At 39.2% G+C, this 21,236-nt stretch carries 17 protein-coding genes and 1 pseudogene; 5 read left to right on the top strand and 13 right to left on the bottom strand.

Annotation, left to right across the window (positions count from 1 at the left end):
- Positions 1 to 21 precede the first annotated feature (21 nt).
- The 5 genes from ACSVDH_RS26930 to ACSVDH_RS26950 all read right to left on the bottom strand — a co-directional run bounded on the left by ACSVDH_RS26930 (position 22) and on the right by ACSVDH_RS26950 (position 6,549).
- Positions 22 to 846 (bottom strand): carbohydrate ABC transporter permease, encoded by an 825-nt coding sequence (locus tag ACSVDH_RS26930; RefSeq protein ID WP_439250566.1) that lies wholly within the window; start codon positions 844 to 846, stop codon positions 22 to 24.
- Complete coding sequence (locus tag ACSVDH_RS26935; RefSeq protein WP_439250567.1) at positions 839 to 1,714, bottom strand: carbohydrate ABC transporter permease; 876 nt, start codon at positions 1,712 to 1,714, stop codon at positions 839 to 841. The genes ACSVDH_RS26930 and ACSVDH_RS26935 overlap by 8 nt, the downstream gene beginning before the upstream one ends.
- A 76-nt stretch (positions 1,715 to 1,790) precedes the next feature.
- The gene (locus tag ACSVDH_RS26940; RefSeq protein WP_439250568.1) at positions 1,791 to 3,080 is read right to left on the bottom strand and encodes an ABC transporter substrate-binding protein; all 1,290 of its coding nucleotides are present in this window, start codon (positions 3,078 to 3,080) and stop codon (positions 1,791 to 1,793) included.
- A gap of 146 nt (positions 3,081 to 3,226) precedes the next feature.
- Positions 3,227 to 5,014: a sensor histidine kinase gene (locus ACSVDH_RS26945; protein ID WP_439250571.1), complete on the bottom strand. Its 1,788-nt coding sequence runs from the start codon at positions 5,012 to 5,014 to the stop codon at positions 3,227 to 3,229.
- Between the two features lie 14 nt (positions 5,015 to 5,028).
- Positions 5,029 to 6,549 carry a response regulator transcription factor gene (locus ACSVDH_RS26950; RefSeq protein WP_439250572.1) on the bottom strand — a complete coding sequence of 507 codons (1,521 nt, stop codon included), beginning with the start codon at positions 6,547 to 6,549 and terminating at the stop codon, positions 5,029 to 5,031.
- A 635-nt stretch (positions 6,550 to 7,184) separates the two neighbouring features.
- Here ACSVDH_RS26950 and ACSVDH_RS26955 point away from each other — a divergent pair.
- Positions 7,185 to 8,774, top strand: a complete 1,590-nt coding sequence (locus ACSVDH_RS26955) for a PTS sugar transporter (RefSeq protein ID WP_439250573.1) — start codon at positions 7,185 to 7,187, stop codon at positions 8,772 to 8,774.
- A 326-nt stretch (positions 8,775 to 9,100) separates the two neighbouring features.
- Here the strand turns inward: ACSVDH_RS26955 and ACSVDH_RS26960 are convergent, their stop codons facing one another.
- Together ACSVDH_RS26960 and ACSVDH_RS26965 are read right to left on the bottom strand one after the other, a co-directional pair.
- Positions 9,101 to 9,730: a class I SAM-dependent methyltransferase gene (locus tag ACSVDH_RS26960; RefSeq protein WP_439250598.1), complete on the bottom strand. Its 630-nt coding sequence runs from the start codon at positions 9,728 to 9,730 to the stop codon at positions 9,101 to 9,103.
- Between the two features lie 171 nt (positions 9,731 to 9,901).
- Positions 9,902 to 10,771 (bottom strand): SDR family oxidoreductase, encoded by an 870-nt coding sequence (locus tag ACSVDH_RS26965; protein WP_439250574.1) that lies wholly within the window; start codon positions 10,769 to 10,771, stop codon positions 9,902 to 9,904.
- A 202-nt stretch (positions 10,772 to 10,973) separates the two neighbouring features.
- On the opposite strand from ACSVDH_RS26965, the gene ACSVDH_RS26970 reads away from it, so the two are divergent.
- A complete protein-coding gene (locus tag ACSVDH_RS26970; protein ID WP_439250575.1) occupies positions 10,974 to 11,408 on the top strand; it encodes an Rrf2 family transcriptional regulator in 435 nt (144 codons plus the stop codon).
- Positions 11,409 to 11,545: 137 nt separating this feature from the next.
- The gene (locus tag ACSVDH_RS26975) at positions 11,546 to 11,785 is read left to right on the top strand and encodes a hypothetical protein (protein ID WP_439250576.1); all 240 of its coding nucleotides are present in this window, start codon (positions 11,546 to 11,548) and stop codon (positions 11,783 to 11,785) included.
- Between the two features lie 163 nt (positions 11,786 to 11,948).
- Here ACSVDH_RS26975 and ACSVDH_RS26980 read toward each other — a convergent pair whose 3' ends face one another.
- Entirely contained in the window at positions 11,949 to 12,299 is a 351-nt protein-coding gene (locus ACSVDH_RS26980; protein WP_439250577.1) for a hypothetical protein, read from the bottom strand.
- A gap of 150 nt (positions 12,300 to 12,449) precedes the next feature.
- Positions 12,450 to 13,727 (bottom strand): TolB-like translocation protein, encoded by a 1,278-nt coding sequence (locus ACSVDH_RS26985; protein WP_439250579.1) that lies wholly within the window; start codon positions 13,725 to 13,727, stop codon positions 12,450 to 12,452.
- 244 nt (positions 13,728 to 13,971) lie between these two features.
- Between ACSVDH_RS26985 and ACSVDH_RS26990 the strand changes: the two are divergent.
- Positions 13,972 to 14,214: pseudogene (locus tag ACSVDH_RS26990) on the top strand (GntR family transcriptional regulator); the annotation flags it as partial.
- Between the two features lie 64 nt (positions 14,215 to 14,278).
- Here the strand turns inward: ACSVDH_RS26990 and ACSVDH_RS26995 are convergent.
- From ACSVDH_RS26995 to ACSVDH_RS27005, 3 genes are read right to left on the bottom strand one after another with little or no spacing between them, the layout of a single operon-like run.
- Complete coding sequence (locus ACSVDH_RS26995) at positions 14,279 to 15,121, bottom strand: carbohydrate ABC transporter permease (RefSeq protein ID WP_439250580.1); 843 nt, start codon at positions 15,119 to 15,121, stop codon at positions 14,279 to 14,281.
- 14 nt (positions 15,122 to 15,135) lie between these two features.
- Complete coding sequence (locus ACSVDH_RS27000; RefSeq protein ID WP_439250582.1) at positions 15,136 to 16,089, bottom strand: carbohydrate ABC transporter permease; 954 nt, start codon at positions 16,087 to 16,089, stop codon at positions 15,136 to 15,138.
- A gap of 47 nt (positions 16,090 to 16,136) precedes the next feature.
- Positions 16,137 to 17,417: an ABC transporter substrate-binding protein gene (locus ACSVDH_RS27005; protein WP_439250583.1), complete on the bottom strand. Its 1,281-nt coding sequence runs from the start codon at positions 17,415 to 17,417 to the stop codon at positions 16,137 to 16,139.
- Positions 17,418 to 17,703: 286 nt separating this feature from the next.
- Here ACSVDH_RS27005 and ACSVDH_RS27010 point away from each other — a divergent pair, with 286 nt between their 5' ends.
- On the top strand, positions 17,704 to 17,955 hold the full coding sequence (locus ACSVDH_RS27010; protein WP_439250584.1) for a DUF1450 domain-containing protein: 252 nt from the start codon (positions 17,704 to 17,706) through the stop codon (positions 17,953 to 17,955).
- A gap of 272 nt (positions 17,956 to 18,227) precedes the next feature.
- On the opposite strand, the gene ACSVDH_RS27015 is transcribed toward ACSVDH_RS27010, so the two are convergent.
- On the bottom strand, positions 18,228 to 20,342 hold the full coding sequence (locus ACSVDH_RS27015; RefSeq protein WP_439250599.1) for a rhamnogalacturonan lyase: 2,115 nt from the start codon (positions 20,340 to 20,342) through the stop codon (positions 18,228 to 18,230).
- Positions 20,343 to 21,236 lie beyond the last annotated feature (894 nt).

Genomic DNA, 21,236 nt, shown 5'->3' on the forward strand with positions numbered 1-21,236 from the left:
ACTTCTTTGTCATCTTTTAAATTACTTCACCGATCCCATCATTCCTGCTACAAAGTGCTTTTGCATTAAGAAGAAGATCAGTGCAGTTGGTAGTGTTGCAATAACGAGTGCCATCATAATGATTCCGTAATCCGGTGAATAGCTTGAGCCTAGATTTGAGATCAGCAATGGAATCGTCATTTTATCTGGTGATTGAAGCACAACCAGCGGCCATAAATAGTTATTCCAGCTTGCCATAAATGTGATAATGGCTGCTGCAGCATAGGTTGTTTTCATCGTCGGCACATAAATACGGAAGAACACACCAAGCTCGCTTAATCCGTCAATTCGCCCTGCTTCTACAAGCTCTTTCGGGAACATTTTCGTGTTTTGACGGAAGAAAAAGATTAAGAATGCCGTTGTCATCGTTGGTAACACGACCGCTGATAACGTATTGATCCCAATCGCCGGCATCGTTTGCGAAATCGAACCAAACATGCGGTATAACGGTACCATCAAGGAGGCAAATGGAATCATCATTGACAATAGTAAGATCGTAAACACAATATCCTTCGCTTTGCTTTTATAAATTTCAAACCCATACCCTGCTAATGACGCGATCAGCATAGAAAGGATCGTTGTTGTAATGGAAATTTTCGCCGAATTTGCTAGGGCTGTCATAAGATCAACACTATTTAATAGCGCTTGTAAGTTCTCAAGTGTGTGGGCTCCAGGAAGCAGTCTGCCTCTTGTTACATCAACAGATTGATTCGTTGCGCTGATGACCATCCAAAAGAGCGGAAACACTGAGATGATGGCTGCAATGGTTAAAAAAACATACATAAAAATTCGTTTCAATTTAATCATTTCGATCACCTGCCACTTTAAATTGAATAATGGAGAGAAGCACGATCATAATGACAATAAAGTAAGAGACTGTCGCAGCATAGCCAAAGTCTGGTGTATATTTAAACGACAGATTGTAAATGTATTGCGAAATCGTTGTCGTTGCATCTCCAGGTCCGCCTTTTGTAATATTCATGACCTCATCAAACAATTGCAGCGTTCCAATCGTTGATGTGATCGAAGTGAACAAGATAATCGGCTTTAGCATCGGGATGGTAATCTTGAAAAATTGATGCCATGAGGAAGCTCCGTCAATTTTTGCTGCTTCATAAATCGATTGATCAACATTTTGAAGGGCAGATAGATAAAAAATCATATTATAGCCTGTCCAGCGCCACGTAATCGCCAAAATAATCGTCACCTTTGCCCAGAACGGATCGCCCAGCCAGTTAATCGCTTCTGAAATAAAGCCAACCTTTAGTAATAACGTATTTACTAATCCTTCAGGGGCAAACAAATATTTAAAAATAACGGAATAACCGACGAGTGAGGTTACAGCAGGCAAGAAGATCGCCGTTCTGTAAATCCCCTTCCACTTTAAGGTGCGGTCATTCAAGAGAACAGATAAGAACAACGCCAAAATGATCATAATTGGCACTTGAATGATTAAATAAATAAAGGTGTTTTTGACAGCGGTAATAAACGTAGAATCGGTTAAAAGCCTCTGATAATTTTCAAAGCCAACAAACTGTAAATTCGTTCCGGCACCTGATTGGAACGATAAAATAAGAGCCTGTATCATTGGATAAAAGTAAAAGGCACAAATCATGATGACTGAGATGCCAATGAATGACCAGCCAATGACGGTATGTTTTAGTTTACTGCTCATCTTTCTCACTCCCTCTAAAGAAATGAACAACCCCGTTCTTAAGCTTTTCTTATGGAACGGGGATGGTTTTAATTCCTTATTTTAGCTGTGCTTCTGCCTGTGCTTGAGCATCCTTCAGCACATCTTCAATGTCTTTCCCATTTAGGTAGTTCTGCATTTCGACTTTTAAAATATCTTCAACTGCATATGTGTGCATCCCGTAGTTTAATCCCTTGATTTCTTCTGTCCATTTTGCAAAATCTGACACAATCTTTTGTCCGCCAAAGAACTCATCTGCTGCTTTGTATTCCTCACTGTCTGCAGCCGGCTTATACGTACCGATTGCCCCAATTTCCGTCACAAGACGTTTGTAAAGCTCTTCATTCGAACCAAATGTTTTTCCTAAGAAATCAGCTGCTTTCTCTGCATTTGGACCATTTAACACATACCAAGAGCTGCCGCCAAGGTTGGATGCGTTTACAGCACCTTCCGCTGATAATTTAGGAATTGGCACAACCGCCCATTTTCCTGATTGTGATGCCTCTGCTTTTACAGAAGGTGTAATCCAGTTTCCTGTTGGAATCGATGCCACATCTCCAGAGTTAAAGCTTGCAACAAACTGGCTCCAGTCAGAGTTCGGTTTCACAATATCTGCATCCACCATTTCTTTGTAAATGCCAAAAGCTTCTTTTATTTCTTCATTTCCAGCAAGAGTCGGCGTTACACCATCTTGATCCAAGTACCATGAACCTGCTGTTTGAATCATGACACGGATAAAGCCAAGATCATTCGGGTCAATAGTAAGCATATGCTTTCCAGTTGCTTCTTTTACTTTTTTACCGATTTCAATATATTCCTGCCATGTAATGCCCTGCAGGTCTTCAACTGTATATCCAGCCTGTTCTAAATAATCTGTACGGACATAAAGGCCTGTTACACCAGTGTCAAATGGCAAGCCATACTGCTTTCCGTCAACACTTGTTGCTGTTATTTTATACTCAGCAAAATCATCTTTATTAAACACATCTGATAATTCATAAAACGCATCTGGGTACGCTTTCAAAAAGCTTTGTGCGCGATAATCCTCAATTAAAACAATCGAAGGTAGTCCATTTGTTGTTCCAGAGCTTAACCCTGTGTTTAATTTTTGGACAATATCTTGCTGTGCATTTTCGACAATATTAATTTTGACATCTGGATTTTCTTTCTCATAAATTTCTTTTGCGATCTCTAATGCCGCGATATTAAATTTTGGGTCCCATGCCCAGATTGTCACTTCATTGCTTTCTGATCCTCCGCCTTTACCAGCTGAATCAGAGCCATTTGATGATGAGCAAGCTGATAAGAAGAAAATAGCTGCCACCAATAATAGTAATACCTTTTTCATTTATGTTTCCCCCTTTTTGTAAGCGTTTCACTTCTTGAGATAATCATAGCACTCAAGAAAAAAAGACCGTTAGAACGATCTTTATATTGTTTTATCAAAATATTTGGTTTTTATTATGATCCATACCTTCATCATTGGTATTATTTTTAGATTTTAGGAATATCTTTCGATTCTTGAACAGGCAGAATGATTTTTATATGGGTTCCGACTCCGATTTCACTGGAGATATGAACACCGTATTCTTCTCCATAAAGCAGTTTGATCCTTTCATTTACATTCCGAACGCCAATTCCGCTGAAGAGCTTCTTTTTCCGTTTCGATGCCGGCAGCAGATTCCGTCCCTCCATCTGCATCCCGTCGCCATTATCGACAACTTCACATATCAGCCTTTCACCTTCTCTTTGAATCGCAATATGAATCATTCCTTCCTGCTTTTTCGTAAAGCCATGAAAAAAGGCATTTTCAATAAAGGGCTGGATCACAAGCTTCGGCAATTGCAGATCCAGACAGTCTGGCGCAATGAAGTAATTGACATTGATTCGATTTCCGTATCGCACCTGGTTAATAAACACATAGCTTTTTAAATTCTCAATTTCTTCCTTTACCGAGATCGTTTCATTGACATTCCCCACAGCATGCTGCAACAACGAAATCAAGGCATTGATCGTATCTGCCGCTTTTTCCTTATTGCCCTGCTGGACCATAATTTTCACTGAGGCTAACGTATTATACAGAAAATGTGGATTAATTTGCCTCTGGAGGGCTGCCAATTCTGCATTGCGCTGTTTTTTTTGTGATTCCATCAGCTCTTCTATATAGTCGTGAAGCTCATCAAGCATGTAATTAAACGCATGGGCAAGCTCTTTTGTCTCAGAGCTTCCAGATACTGTGACATAGCCGTCAAATTGATTTTTGGAGATGGTTGAAATTTGCTTCACAAGCAGTGTTAAAGATTTTGTCAGTCTTCTCGAGATTAAGAAGACGGCCATTAAAGCAATAAGGACAATGGACGCACTGATCATAATGATTGTTTTTGTATTAATCAGGTTGTCCATCACCAATTCCTTGTCGATCAAATTCACCACATACATATCAATTGCAGGGAGATACGTGGCCAAGATGAGTTGATCTTTGTCTAAAAACTCAATGTTTTTATACTCAACCCCATCCTGTATAATCTCTTCTGCATGCCGCAAAAGCTCACTAGAATTTTGACCAACCATTTCCGACTGATTGCTGGAAAAAACCTTCCCAGCTGAATTAAGCACAATCATGTCATTGCCTTCACTTGTATAAGGGATATAAAACTGTTTAAAGTCTGATTCCTTAATCGCAATATAAACAGTGCCATAAATACTAGCCGCGGTGTGCTCCATCAGCGCCTTCGTGATGACAATCATCGGCTCTGAATTGCTCATCACACCCTTTTCGACAAACTGATACAACAACTGTTTAGGCTTTTTGTACGTATTCTCCGTTATGTCAGCTCTTTCCAGTTCTTCGAACGTCGTTGGCCAATAGGCACGATTGGTTGAAAAAAGACGTCCATTTTCACCAGTAATGGTCATGCTTAATTTATAGTCATCTATCGTTTCATAATAAATCTGTTCCATTTGAACGTCTGTATTATAATACAGCTTCGTCATCGATAGTGAATTGCCATTTTCTTGGGTTAAATAGCTTTTAATAATGCCGCTTCCTTGGACCTCGCTGGCAGCTGCCGCAACCGAATAACTAAATTCGTCCATGCTGCGATGAAGCTGATTGATGATCTTCGAATTCGTGATGCTGAATGTGTCAATAAACAGCTGCTCGGACATGCGAATGGTGCTGTAAGTAATCGTTACAGACACCACCACAATGCTTACAAACATGACGAAAAACATTTTAATAAATAATCCGCGGACATTATATTTTTCTAAAAGGCGCTTCATGTTCACTCTCTTTTCTACTTAACAAATTGTTTCCTGTAGCTGCTCGGCGACATGCCTTTAAGCTTTTTAAAAACCTTGCAAAAATAACTGTGATCAGAATAGCCTACTTTGCCGCTGATGTCGGAGATCGAGATGTTGCGATTTTGCAAAAGCTCGAGCGATTTTTCAATGCGAACCTTTGTTACATACTCAGTAAACCCCTCATGAATATGGGTACTAAAGTAAGTAGATAAGTACGTCGGATTAAAATGAAATCGCTTCGCCAGTTCTGTTAGTGTGAGCGGCTCTGCATAATGCTCTTCAATATAATCAAGAATTCGTTTTACACTTGGATCATTAGTTGATGGTTGTCCAACAATCGTTGTGACTTCAGCTAAAAACTGCTGTAATTGATCAACCGCCTCACCTACATGATCGGCTCCCTCAATCGCAGTAAAATAAGCAAATTTCTTTTGATTAACGGTTGAAGAGTCGAATCCCATATTGTTTAAAAGCAAGGTAATATTAAAAATGACATTGCTTAAAAATCGTTTAAATTCGGCGACATTCATCGAATTGGTCGTTGTTATATCAGATACATGTGACTGCAAATAATCCATCGCCTTTTCAAACTGTTCTCGCTTAAACATTTCCGTGAACGCTGTTAAGTTAAACGGCTCGTTTACCGATGGCTGCTCCTTTATCCCTTCATACCTGAAGAAATTTTTCTCCGGATAATAGAATGCATGGTTCATCAGTCTGACAAAGCTATTGTCATACACCTGCTTCACTTTCTGCACAGCTTTGAATGGGTCGCTCACCGCCCAATTAAAATGAGTATAAGAAGCAGCAAGCCTCTCTATACACGTAATGACGGATGGTATGGTTTCTTCATTCACATTTAACAATAAAGACTTGTAGCCATCCTCTGTAGGCAGCGGATAACGAACAAATTCTGGCACATGTTTTTCCAGCTCATCGGTGATCGTTTTTTCTAAAGATGGCCAGGAGCTTTCCCGTTTTTTTACATCTACCCCGATAATGAGGTAATTGGAGTAAGGAAAGGCTTCAATGACAGCAGTCTCCCCACCATCACTTTCAAACCCTGTCATCCATTTATCAAGCATAGCCTGGATCGAAATCTCATTTGTCTGTTTCTTGATCGTTAACGATGGAATTTTCTCCACCGCCTTGTTAAGCGTTTTCAAAAGAATATCTCCATCTAATGTCGGCTTTAAAATATAATCTGTGACGCCATGTTGAAAGGTCGAACGCACATAATCAAATTCCCCAAAACTGCTGAGCACAATGACTTCAATATCAGGATACTGATTTCTAATCACTTTCGTAAGCTCTTCCCCATCCATCACCGGCATCACAATATCGGTAATCACAATGTGCGGCCGCACCGCATCAATCACCTGCAGCGCCTCCTGCCCATTCGATGCCTCACCCACAATTTGAAAGCCTTCCTGCTCCCACTGAATATAATGTTTAATTCCCTGTCTGATCAAAAGTTCATCATCAACAATGACCACCTTACACAAATCACTCACTCGCCTAACACCCCTTTTTTCTCTATCTAAAAACGTGGCAATGCACCTGATTGATAAGAACTTGCAACTAGGAACAAAAGCGCAAGCGCCTTGTTCATCGCCGTACAAACTGGAGGAGCATCGACTGAGATAAAGGAAACACGGTAAGCGAAGCGAACCGATGTTGACTTATCGTAGGGAGATGATCTGAAGTTTGATAGGCGATAGGCGCTGGCAGTCAAAAACGCGACGTCCTGTCGCACTGACTGCACTTGCACATCCTGTGCTTCGGAGCTGGATGTCGAAGCGCTTATCCAAAGTTCAAGAATTTTCTAATATACTAAGTAGTAAGAACACCATCACGATCAGCATTCTTGTCGAAAACCTGAGTCTAAATATTCATATTATACCAGATTTTTTGTTAGGGAAGGTGGATTGGAACATAAGGATTGGTTGGGTGGGCAGGGGAATGGCGAACATGGGCATGCTATCAGACTGGCCACATAGGTACAGGCACCATTCCTCCATTAAAAATGCTCCCTATACTTTTAATTTACTAAATTTCGCTTTCACATTTTATCTCATTATCACTTTAATTAATTAAAATACTAAATTATAATATTGACATATATCAAATTATTTTGGGGGTATCAATCATGAAAAAGAAAGTTGCTATCCTTGGTAGCAGTGGAGGGAATCTTTATTCTCTCGGTGGAAAAGAACCAGAGAAACTTCTTGGCGAACTCCTTTTACAAATAAAAGCAGCAGAAATGGAGTGCAAATCTCTCCAGTTTATTGCGGCTAAAGGCTCGATGGATTCGGTGAAAGATTTTACAGAAGCCACTCTTTATGGCTGGGATGAACATTCGGGTAAGCCATATATAATGCTGGAAGGAACATTAAAGGAGGTCAATAAAGAAGCAGCAAAAACAGACCAAGAAATTTCAGAAAAGATTGAAAATGGAGAGATTGATGGGCTAATCTTCATGAGTGCTGATCCAAATGGCGCCAACAAAAAAGCAGTCGAAGCCGCAGCAAAAATGAAATTGCCGGCAACAGGGACGGGCGGCACCTCCATGGCAACGATTAGTTCAAAAGGGGTACATGTTATTTCCACTTCGGGAACGACTGGAACGACCAATCGAACACGCGCGGTGACCTTTATGACATCATTAAGTAAGCACTGGGGGATTTCTTATCGTCCGATTATCGGGAAAGTAACTGCTTCCGAAAATACCCAAAAAACGTCACCTTGGAGAAGGATAAATATTCGCGGAATGATGCTTGCCTCTCTACCTGGTTTTATTGCGATGGCATTAGTTCTCGCATTAAGTAAGATCCCTGCTTTATCTATGCTTGGCGATGTTTTTGATTTGATGATCAATGCCCTTCCAATTATTCTAGCAGTTATTGCCGCAAAGCAAGTGGCTGACCTTGATGATGTTTCCATCGTTGCTGGAATTGTGGCAGGCGTACTGTCCACAAACGGCGGAATTATTGGGGGAATTATTGGCGGGATTGGTGCAGGACTTTTGGTTCAATATATTTTCAGAAAATGTGTGGAATGGAAATTTCCAGCTACAACTGTCAATATTGCTGCTGGCGGGATTGCTGGATTAATCTCAGGATTAATCGTCTATTTTCTTTTCGCTCCGATCGCTCTTCAACTTGGTGAAGGGATTCGCTCATTATTAGATACACTTGTCGCAATGAATCCGATTCTTGCAGGATTGATCGCCGGTTTACTCATTTGGCCAGCAATCATCGGAGGAATCTATCATGCTGCGATTCTCCCAATCGTCTTATTAGAAATGGAACGTACCGGAAACAGTTTTTTAGGTGCGGTCGATATGGTCGGCTTAGTGATGGTATCAGCTGGCATCACATTAGCTAATATTGTTGCCCCTCGAGATAAAGGAGAAGCCGCAGTAGCTACACCAGGATTTTTGATTAATGTTGGATTTGGTACATTTGTGGAAGCAGCCTATCCCTTCATGTTCTCCAACAAACTTATATTTGCTGGAGCCATCGTCTCATCCGGTATAGGAGGCTTGCTGGTTGGTCTCTTTGATGTACGCGGAACAGCTTATGTTCCATCCGTCATGGCGCCTTTCCTTTCCAACAATATGAGTGGTTTTATCATTGCGATGCTAGGAAGTTTAGTATGTGCGTTCATGATTACACTCTTTGTTAATTTGCTTGCTAAGAAAAAAGCAGGGAATAAGGATGAATTGTTATCGTCTTAATATTTTTGAGACAAGAAGTTTTGTAAGTGCAACAATGGCACCGGGATTTTCGGTGCCCTTTTCCGTTTTCAAGAAAAGTAGACTCTCCTTATTTCGCCTTTTAAGTTTAAGAGTATAACTTTTTGTACTTAGTTTTTGTGTCTAGCTCCAGCTCCTAGCCCCGAAGCACAGGACGTGCAAGTGCAGTCAAGAGATAAGGACGTCGCGTTTTTGACTGCCTCTAGGGTCTAGACGATTTAGAATTGAAGGCAAAAGAACGCCTTCTATACTAAATCGTCTTATTTGCCCTAGGCTGATCAAGGCGCTTGCTCTCTTCTAATATATCTTTATAGTTGCTTCTTACATTTTACAATTATAAAATTTATTGGAGGTTTACCTTTCATGTTCTTATTTGGCTCATCAATTTCTGAATACTCTAGCAGTCCATATTGTCCAAATTCTTGTTTTATGGAGTCAGAATCATAAAAAAACATTTTTACGCCTTCCATTATCTCGAAATAGTCTTTATCCAATTGTTTGCCCTTTCCAAACATTGGGGCTTTTTTTGAAACAGTTGTAAAAATCATATATCCATTTGGTTTTAACTGATTATAGCAATCTTTAATAAACTTATCTCTCTCACGTTTATTCAATAAGTGAATAAGTGCATAGCAAAATATACCGTCATAGAGTCTGTTATCAAAAGGCATGTCAGTTACTGAACCATGAAAAATACTACTATCAAGCCCGTTTTGCCTCGCCAAATCAATCGCTGTTTTTGAAATCTCAATACCTGTTACATTCATTCCATTGTCAATAAAAACCTTTGCATTTCTGCCATATCCAATACCTGGTACCAGAATATCCTTAACATTCCTTTCAAGAAAAAAGTTCTTTGTTAAGATTGCGGATTCTGCAGGTTCAAATCCCCACATCGTTTGTTTTTCTATAAAACTTGATTCCCAGAATTCCAATATATATCAATCTCCTTTAACGCCTGGCTTGCCATTCTTTTAGGAATGTGCTAAGGAATGTTGTTGAGCCACAATGCAGCATAAAAGGATCTTCAATCATCTGAAGATCCTTTTAGCTCCTTTTAATTATAGCTACTCGTTAGTATATTTTTCCACATTCTCACTTTCTAAGTTTTACTTTTGTGAAATTGCATTAACAAGTTGGGTCAGCGCTTCGTTGATCGGTGTAACTGGACGACCAAGAACTTTCTCAAAATCATTACTTTCAACTTCCAGTGAACCGTTCCGAATGCTTTCTTGAATTCCTACTACGATCGGAATCACAAAATCAGGTAAACCTAAGCCTTTCATAATCTCTGCATATTTTTCGTCACTAACTTGTTGTACAGGTATTTCTTTACCCAATACATTACCAAGAGCAGATGCCAATTCTTCTTGAGCTAAAAGAGGACCAGAAAGTTCATACACTGTATTTTCATGACCGTTTCCAACAAGAACCGCTGCCGCAGCATCTGCGTAATCTTGTTGCAGTGCCCAACCTACTTTACCTCCTCCAGCAGAAGTTACCCAGGGAGCTCCTGCCATGGCACCTTGAATGCTTCCGATTTCGTTTTCCAAATACCAATTGTTACGCAAGAAAGAATATGGGATACCCGTCTTAATGATGGCTGCTTCTGTCGCAACATGAGGAGGAGCCATTAAATTTTTGCTTACTGTTGCATTTGCCAAACTTGTGTAAGCAATAAATTTTACCCCTGCACGCTCAGCTGCTTGGACAGCATTAGTATGTTGATGAATTCTTGTTTCATTGTCACCATCAGCAGAAATAATTAATAAGCGGCCAATCCCTTTAAAGGCAGTATCCAATGTTTCTGGACGGTCAAAATCTCCTTGACGAACTTCCACTCCACGAGTACGAAGTCCTTCTGCTTTCTCTGGATTTCGAACACTTACTGCCAGCTCACTTGCAGGTATAGAATTCAATAATGATTCTACAACCTTTGAACCTAATTTCCCTGTTGCTCCTGTAACTAATATTTTCACTTTATATTCCTCCTAATCGGCTCCCTCTGTAACAACATTGATTACATGTATTCATTTTAGTTACTTGTATCTAGTTTGTCAACAGGTGAAATACTATTTATGATTTTGTTCGTAATTTGGTATAATAAACTTGTAATCAAATTAATTACATGATGAAGGATACATTTAAATAACTAAAATAGTGAATGGGTGGTAACTGAATATGTCTATCAGCAGCCGATTTTCTGTCGGAATTCATATATTGGCTCTAATTGAATTAAATAAAGAAGGGGTAACATCCTCTGAATTTTTAGCTTCAAGTGTTAACACGAACCCAGCCGTTATTAGAAAACTAATGGGAATGCTAAAAAAAGCCGGTTTGATTGAGGTACATCCAGGTATTGCAGGGGCTAAACTCTCAAAGAAATTATCTGAAATTACACTGTTCGACGTTTATAAGGCAGTGAATGTTGTACAAGAGAAAGAATTGTTTAGCAAACATGAAAATCCAAATCCTGATTGTCTCGTAGGTAGGAACATCCAGAATACAATTGAACCATTATTCTCAGCAGCACAATTGGCAATGGAGAAGGTTTTAAAAAATGTTACTTTAGAAGATGTCGTGAAGGATATTGCTTCTAAAGAAAATATTTGTTAGTTCAACAAGACAGACCATAAAAATCTCCTTAAGACAAGAGAGGTTGAAAAAAAACACGTTATCAGAAATAGTTTTTTAGCATAAATGATGATTTTTATGTACAAAACATAAAAGAAGAAAATCATGGGAGGATTAAAATGAATCACGAACTGGATTATGATCGTGACGATGATAACGAAGACGAATTATCTAAGAAGTCACTAAAACAAATCTTACAAATGTCTTTAGAAAGAGAAAATGAAATGATGAAAACATACTTGATCACGGCTGAACGCATTCATGACAATGAAGAACTACAAAACCGATTGCGAAATTTTGCTGAAGGCAATGCTAAACGTTCTCGACAATTAATGGATGAATTAAAAGATAATGGATAGTATATTCACTTTAATTTAACACAATGAGGTATATGGGTACTGAAAAGGATCTTCTGGAAGATCCTTTTCGCTGTTTATTTATTCAACTTAACTACCTGTTACCAAGGAAATCGCCCTTGCTGAAAATCATTTAGTAAAGGATGACACCCGATACCTTCATAAGCTATTCTTTGCCTTTTTGCACTTTTAAACTCATTTCAGCATTAAAACTCAAAATTCCTAATTCAGTTTGATTAGATATTTCTGTTAATATTTTTTCAGCTTCGTTTGACTTATAATTTATATCCATAGCAATTCCACAAGCCCAAATTTTCACATTTGGTTCTGGATTAACCATAAGAATATCGAGTATGGCCTTGGCAAACTCTTTATCCTCTTTTATTACATTAACAATTTTATAAAGTGTATCGCTTGCATTGTTACCTTTTTTATAATTACCAGTTAAGGCTGCTTCACCTTGAATAATGGCATTTTCAATAAATAACTCAGTAAGATGAGCTTTATCTTTTTTCACCTATTTCAGCTCCTACCAAAGCTCGTTATCACAAGAAGCGATTAATCTTATTGAACAATAGCGTCCTTTAATGGAATATTGATACTGATGATAACTACTTTTTCTTAACAAACGAAGTAATTATGTACTCTAGCTTAATTGTTTTTTCATTTATTTTAGCTTGTTCAAATATAAACTGAATACCTCATCCCAGTCCCACTTTTCATAATACCAATTTCCTAAATTGATATTAGAAATCCATTTTATTTGGTTGGAACCATCAGAATTTGCAACCCATACATTGGCTGTTTGTCGATCTGTCCGAATCCAAACAATCCTTTTGTCTATGTATTGCGGACGGAAGTCTCCGTGCTTTGTCGGGGGAAATGTTAATTTTGTTTGCTTGTTAGTCTTGATATTGATTTTATATAATGCTGGTAATGGTCTTTGTTCAACATCGACCCAATCACTTTCTACTGATCTTGACGTAATAATATGAGGTTCATCGAGCCATGTTAAATCTCGATCCACAAAACCTTGGGGAGTATAAACCTCAGATGTATGATTAGGTAGGTTGAAAACCTTTAATTGCTTATTTCTAATTGCATCCCTTATTCCCCCACTAATATTGCTAAGAAGTGAATGGGTTGGTGCCCATTGAAACCATTCTTCATGATTTAACATTTCATCAATTTTGTTAAAAGCTTTTCCATCTTTAGAGAGAATACAGAGTGTATTTGAATCGGCGGACATCGATGGAGTAGGCACTAACAAAAATGCGCCCCATTGTTGATCATGTGACCATTTAAACGGACTAGTTGAAGTAAAATACTCATCTTTAGCGACGGGTATCGTATATACATGAGTTTTCGGCTCACTCTTAAATTGATCAAGTGAAATTTTTGACAATACAATATCTGAATCAATCTGTTCACCTGTTTTTGATGAGGTTAAAAAACCTTCACCATTAGGTAACCATGAAAAGTTTGAAATTCCAGAACCGATATGATGAATGGTATTGACTGAAAAAGTATCGGTTATATACAACCTATCTTCAGATTGATGACCAAACATCTTTTTGTCAGGTGCCGATTGAAAACCAATCACATTTTTATCTGGTGCCCATTGAAAATTTCTTCTACTATTCGAATACACTTTAACATGTTTGTCTTGCTGAATGTTATAAAGCCAAAGTTCTCCTTCAAAAAGTGAAGAACCAACACTTTTTTCTCCCTTAAGATAGGCAAGCCAACTCCCATCATATGACCATTTTGGAAATCTTACATATTCTCCATTGGTGATTCTTTTCTCGTACTCTCCAATTTTCATCCATAATTGATCGTTTTTAACAAATGCTGCTTTCATGATTTCTGTTGGTTCTTCTGAAGCTATTAACAATGATGGAAATATAAATAGACAAAGAACTAGACAACAGAAAATCTTCTTCATCTTACTGACTTCCCTTCGAATGTTTTCTCTTATCACAAATATTGTCCGTTATTATTTCCTTTAATGTACATTAATATTAGCAAAGAGATAAATTGAGAAAACAATCCCGTAGTATTTATGGAGTGAATTGCTTGTAACACAATCACTAATGGTTTCCCTTTCAATTACTATCCTACTATGATAAAACTAAAAGAAAACAACCAATTGGATGGTTTTTTATCCACCCAATTTTGGAGAGGATTTGATGAAGTGGAAACCAAATCGCCATTCTCATTTGACCATTCAAGAGCAAATTGTAGATTGGATAAAATCTCGAATTTAACGAGGGGGTTGGAGTGTTGGCACAAAGATTCCAACACAGCGCCAACTAGTAACGCAATTTAATGTGAATCGAAGCACTGTCCAACTTGCACTTGATGAATAAAGGGCAGATGGTTTCCTCGATTCAAAAATCGGATTAGGGGTTTTTGTGACCAATAATTCGTGGATATACTTACCTTTTAAGGAAAAAGGTTAGATACCTCTTTTGATATCCAACCTTTTTCTCTTCACTAATGTTTCACAGATCCTTCTGTGAGGCCTGCTATAAAATGCTTACTGAAAAGTAAAAATACGATTAATATTGGGATCGTGGCCATGAATGTCCCGGCTAAAATCATTGAAAAGTCTTGGAAATAAGCGCTATTCAGTGTTCTGAGCGCAATTTGGATTGTATGAACGCTCCGGTCTTTCAATACGACCAATGGCCAGAGGAAGTCATTCCAAACATTCATAAATGTGATTAACCCTAATGTCGCAATTGCAGGGCGTATAGCAGGAACCGTTATATTCCAGAACAAACGAAAATTCGAACATCCGTCGATTCTTCCTGCATCAAGCAATTCATCAGGAATCGTCGATGAAATGTATTGCCTCATCCAGAAGACACCGAATGCATTGACCATCCCCGGAACGATAACGGCGTTTAAGGAGTTAATCCAGCCTAATTTACTTACAATCATGTAGGACGGTATAAGCCCTAATTGAGTAGGAACCATCATGGTCGCAATAACAAAAATAAACAGATAGTTCCGCCCCTTAAAATGCAATTTCGCAAACGCGAATCCCGCAAGCGAACAAAAGAACAGCACCGAAATGGTAATCGCCGTTGACGCGATAAATGAATTTGTAATCGCAGCTAAAAAGTCAATATTATTAAAGACCTTTGCCGCATTTTCAAAAAAGTCAGCACCCGGGATCATCTTTGGTGGAAAGCTATTAACTGCAGAAGTTTGGTTTGATCCTATAACAAACATCCAATAAAACGGAAATATGGACAGAATGGTTATGATGATTAAAAAACCATAAGTTATTTGTCTGCCGAACGAAAATTTTGATACACCAACCTCTTTCATAGATCCTCTTCCTCCTAGTCTGCAGATTTTATCCTGTTTGTTAAGAATAAATTAAATAACGAGAACAGAACGATAATCAAGAATAACACCCATGCGATCGATGATGCATACCCAAATGAATCCCTGACAAAGGCCTCTTCATAAAGGTAAAGTGTAATCGTTAACCCTTGCTCCATAGCACCGCCGCCCAATCCAGAAAACATTAGTGGTTCCGCAAAAATTTGCAAACCGCCAATGGTTGATAAGATAACGGTAAAGATGATCATAGGTCGGATCATTGGGATCGTGATATGAAAGAATTGCTGTGTTTTGCTTGCTCCGTCAATCGTTGCTGCTTCATATAAATCCTTCGGGATACTTTGCAGAGCGGCCAAATAGATGATGGCATTATAGCCTGTCCATCTCCACATCACCATTGAAGCAATTGCAATATGAGTAGCAAGTGTTGAGCCTTTCCAATTGATCGGATCGATTCCTATTAAGGAGAGCAAGTAGTTGAGAATGCCATATTGCTCACCGAAAATCGAAGAAAAGATAATGGCTACTGCCACAATGGAAGTAATATTAGGCAAAAAGATGGAAAGCCGGAAAAACTGTTTTCCTTTTATAAACGCTTGATTCAAAATAAACGCCAGTACTAACGCTATAAATAATTGAGGCAATGTCGAAAGGATCCAAATACTAAACGTATTTCGAATGGAAATCCAAAAAACCGGGTCGGAAAATAAAACAGCATAGTTATTGATTCCGATAAACTCTTTACCGCCAAGGATATTCCAATCGTGAAATGAAATAAAGGCAGTATAGACGAGAGGGAAAACCCCAAAAATTCCAAATAGAATAAAAAACGGGGAAATATAAAGATAACCGGATATATGATCCTTCGTTCGCTGGGATAATTGCCCCCGGCTCTTTTTCTGTTGAGCGATTTGTTTTCGATTCTTGTCCAGTTCAATGTTGACACTCATACTATCCTCCACCCTTTCTTCAATGAAAAATTCTGTGAATAATAGAATTAATTGTCTAGCTCTTCGTATCTCTTCAGCTTATCCATCGCTCTTTCCCAGCTTTCCTCTGGTCGCTGAAGCCCATCTTCAACCCTTACAACGGCATCTGTCATGATTTTCTCAATATTAATTGAATTTTTACCCTCGATAACCGGTTTTACTCTTTCGGCAGCTTGAGCATAGATTTTTCCTACAGGAGCACCGCTAAAGTAATCATCCGTGAAATTTTGAAGAGCTTCCGTTTCATATGTTTCTGGGGTAGAAGGAAAGTTTCCTTTTTCTTCAAACGTTACCTGCTGCTGCTCAGGTGAAAGCAACCACTTAATTAACTTATACGCTTCTTCTGGATTATCGGATTGTTTTGGTATGGTGAGAAAAGATCCTCCCTGATTCCCTGAACCTTCTGGTATTTGTGTTAGATCCCACTTTCCCTCAGCATTTGGTGCATTTGCTTTCACAGACACCATCTGCCATGCAGGCATCATAACCGTAGCAAAGTCGCCGTTCGTTAAGCCTGTGCCCCATTCCGTAGACCCGCCATCGAAACTTGCTGAAAGGTCCTTTTCAATGAGTTGCATCGTGTAGTCATACGCTTTTTTAAGTTGGGGATTTTTGCTGACGATGACTTGTCCATTTTCATCGTAATACTTTTCTTTGCCCTGGCCTTCAATGACAGAATACAGCGCACTTGCATTATCAATCATTGCCTTGCCTGTCTTTTCTTTAATTTGTTCGCCTATCTCAAGGTAGTCATCCCACGTTTGAATCAGTTGTGCAACCTCTTCTCGATCAGTAGGCAATCCCGCTGCCTCAAACACATCGGTTCGATAGGCCATCGCTTGCGGCCCAATGTCTGTCGGCAGGCCGATCACCGCTTTACCGTCCGGCGTCATCGCTTGCTTCCATTTCCAATCAAAATAATCACTGCTCACTTCATCGGCCCCAAAATCTAGTAAGTTATAAAAATGTTCCGGATAATCCAAATACTTCACAATCCCTTTTACTTCAATTGCCGCGACATCCGGCGCTCCACTTCCTGCAGCCAATGCAGTGGTTAAATTATTATGCACGTCATTAAATTCAGCAAGTTGGATTTCTATTTCAATATCATTTTCTTCCGCATATTGCTTAATCTGATCTTCAATTCCCATTCCAGGCCATAACCACACAGTCAGCTTATTGTCTGATGATTCCCCGCTCGAGCTCTGAGAACAACCCGAAGCCCAGACGATAACAGTGAAACAAACGATGATCAGGAAAAACTTTGGCCAAGCCACTTTTCTGCCCATTGCTTTACCTCCTCGGTTAAGTTAGTATGTATACTCAATAAACTAAGTTAATTTTCATTCTATTCAGAATGTAAGCGTTTGTCAATTATAATGTAAGGGTTTTCAAAGATATTTTGCAAAAAAGTGGAAACCGTAACCAGTCTCCACCTTTTAGATAAATATTATATATTTCCACCAAAGTATAGACGACCATTTTTTCATGCCTTTTGTTTAATATTGTCATGACAATAAATATTCTCCTTTGGTATAATTATTGATAATCATTATCAATAAGGGGGGCATTATGGTGGAAAAACTCTACTTCTGCAAGAAAAACAAAAAAGGAACAAAAAAGGTATTCAAAGCCCTTCAAACACTTTTTCCCCTTCTTAAAATCAAACGAAAAGATTGTTTAGGAGAATGTAAAACATGTCGCTCTTGTCCCTTTGTCCTGCACAATGGCAAAGTCCGAAAAGAAGAAAACGTCAAAACCCTCTATTTGGAAATCAGCAAACACATTGCCCAAAACAAGTGGAAACATACTCAAACAAAAAACTAGTCGAAATTTAGAGATCCTTATTAAGCTAAACAAGTGTACTTTAATAAAAGAAGAGATAAACATAAAACCCCGCTTATTTATGCAGCTACCAGGCATCTTCAGAAGCCAAAACCGTTGATAAACCAACAATGTATAAAATCGTGCATTATCAATAAAAAACGAATTAGAGCCAAACCTTTGATAATATTGGGTTTGGCTCTTTGGCTAACTTCTTTAAATCAATGATTATGTTGACTAGGAGAATTGTGAAATTGATGTTAAATACGAATTAGTTATTGCATAACGTTTACAGTTCCATTTCCAATAAAGTGATGGCCATTTGTTAAAGCACCGCTGATTATGATAACCGCTTCACCCTGGCCCTCACCAATTGCATCCTTTAGTGAGTCAGCAGATGCTTTAAAGGTAAGATGTGATGACTCAATTGAGAGAATCTTCACGTCGATTTCCTGTTGATTCAAAGTCACTGTTACTGTGTTTTGATCAATTGAAGAAATAATTGCTGTTTCTGGATAGTCAAGCTTTGTCGTTAGTGTGATCGTTTCTTTATTTTCTTTAAGGTTGATCACTTCAGGCTTAACATCGACATCAGCTGGAACGGTTGTATAGATGTTTGGCTGTGGCGGTGTTTCCATACCTGCGCCTAAATAAAAGCTTGTGTGTGGCGGCTGATTGTATGCCACGTTTTGCCACGCGATGCCTAAGCGATAGACAGGGTCATGCATTAATGTGTGGATGAGATGTTCTGTTACGCTTGTTGTGGTATACATTCTTAATGCTTGGCTGTCCTCGGTGCGCCAGATGACTTCCTCACGCCAGTCACCGATTAAATCTGCTTGTAAGCTAGGATTTCCCTTTGTATAGTTGTTTGAATATGTTCCGTCAGCAGTTAAAAGATTGGTAGTTTTATTGTTTTCATAATCCCATTTATCGATTGTTCCAACACCGACCGGCTCCGTCCATTTGTGATCCAGGAGCTCACGGAGAAGGTCGCCATCCCACCAGATGCCAGCATTCGGATAGAGAGGAACGGTATCACTTATTTTTTCACCCTTGCTAGAGTATAAGCCATAAATATTTCCGCGATTGCCCGGCGGATCTGCTGCCCATGCCTCGGCGCCCTCATAGCGCGGGTCAATATCGGCAGCCATGCCTCTTCCAACATCAATGCCCTCATAGACTCCCCAAAGCGTTTCACCGGAATCGGCATCACGGAATTCAAGATGATATTTTGCGCTTTTGCTTTCATGTACCTGGAACACTTCCATGCCCGGGCGGCTCGGATCCAAGTCACTTAGGTGCATGGCATCGCCATGGCCCAGCCCTGTTGTGTAAAGCCCTATTCCGTCATCATCTACAGCCATCGCTCCGTAAATAATTTCATCCTTTCCGTCTCCATCAACATCGGCAATGCTCAGGTTATGATTGCCCTGCCCAGAGTATGCTTCATTACCAGGTTCATAGCTATCAAAAGTCCATTGCTTTGTTAGTTTCCCATCGCGGAAGTTATAAGCAACAAGCACTGACCTTGTATAATACCCGCGCGCCATAATCAGGCTCGGCTGTTTGCCATCAAGATAGGCAATCCCTGCAAGGAAGCGATCGCCGCGGTTGCCATAATTATCGCCCCAGTCAGCACTGTCCCTTGTTGGCTCATAATTTGTTGTGACAAGCTCTTTTCCTGTGTTCCCATCAAAAATCGTTAAAAACTCAGGTCCTTCAAGGATGCGCCCTTGGCTATTCCGGTAATCGGCCGAAGCATCACCTATGACTTTTCCTGTGGCATCTTTTGTGCCGTCTGCTGATTTCATCGCAACCTCTGCTTTTCCATCACCATCAAGGTCATATACCATAAATTGCGTGTAATGCGCACCTGCGCGGATGTTTTTGCCCAGGCCGATTCGCCACTTAAACGTTCCATCCATCTCATAGGCATCAACAAATACTTCACCTGTATAGCCGTTATGTGAATTGTCCTTTGAATTTGAAGGATCCCATTTCAGCACAATCTCATAATCACCATCGCCATCAAGGTCGCCCACGCTCGCATCATTGGCACTATATGTATAAGCATCGCCTGCCGGTGTCACACCGCCTTCAGGCTTTTTCAGCGGAATGTCCTTGTACTGATTTGCCCACACCTCCACTTTTTCAGATTTTCCTTGTTCCTTGCCATTAAGGACAGCTATTACTTCATAAGTTGAATCCACAGTCCCTTTCTTATCAAGGTAATTCGTACTCGCTGCTATTGGCTTCTTGTTTAGCCTTTTCCCATCGCGATAAAGATTAAAGGTAATCGATTCAGGCTCTGTCCCTAACAAGCGCCAGCTGACAAATACCCCTTCCTCTGTCTTGACAGCAACAAGGCCGCGATTCAAATGCTCCATCTGACGCAATTCCACCGGTTCACTCGATGGTGCGGCCGCGGTTGCCACTTGCTGTGATTGAGGCAAGCATACGCTTGTAAGCAATGCAGCAATTAAGCAATGTTTAAACTTGATTTTCCTTTTCACCATATATCCCTCCCAATTGTGTCGTTATTTCACATCAAAGTGAAATACTATGTTTATCGTAAAAACCTTTTCATTTGCCTACAATGATACTTTTTTGAATTGCCTTGTTTTAGCTTTTGACCATTTTTGTAGAATCTGCACTTTATTGATAAAAGTGGAACTTTCTTCCCGTCTCAGGGAAATTAACAGACTTATTCTCCTAGGGATAACTATGGCATTTTGACTTATTTCAACTAGCACTCGTCCAATGTGTATCATGAAGGCAGCTTAATTCGGCTGCTTTATTGTTTGAAATGGTATTTGTCAACAGCCCTAAATCGAAGATCCTTTTTATGCTACTAATTTAGTTAAAGTCTCCCAGTCATTTTTGGAGGATTCCGTCCTCTTTAGTGCTTTTTTCTTCTTTGTTATCGAAATAGTATGCAAAAATCCACATAAATTCATCACCATAAATGCTACGAACAATGGTCATCATTTCAATAAAATCAGGAAGTTTTCCGTATGAGTAATGGTAAGTAAAAAGTTTTCGAAGAAAATCGCTGTAAAAATAGAATTCCATTTTAATTTAAGGAAGAAAAACTCTTAATAGTGGACGTTAGCTAATCAAATTCGGAGTTCTTTAAGTTATACCGTAAGTACCATCTTACCGTTAATATAATAATTCAGAGTACTAGTATCAGTATGTCAGAGATTTAGAAAATTAATTATCTTGAAACTTTTGTACCACTAACTCTGAAATTCAACTAACCTAAAAAACCCTTTAAATAT

The organism is Metabacillus sp. Hm71 (genome assembly GCF_051842955.2).
GTDB lineage: Bacteria > Bacillota > Bacilli > Bacillales > Bacillaceae > Metabacillus.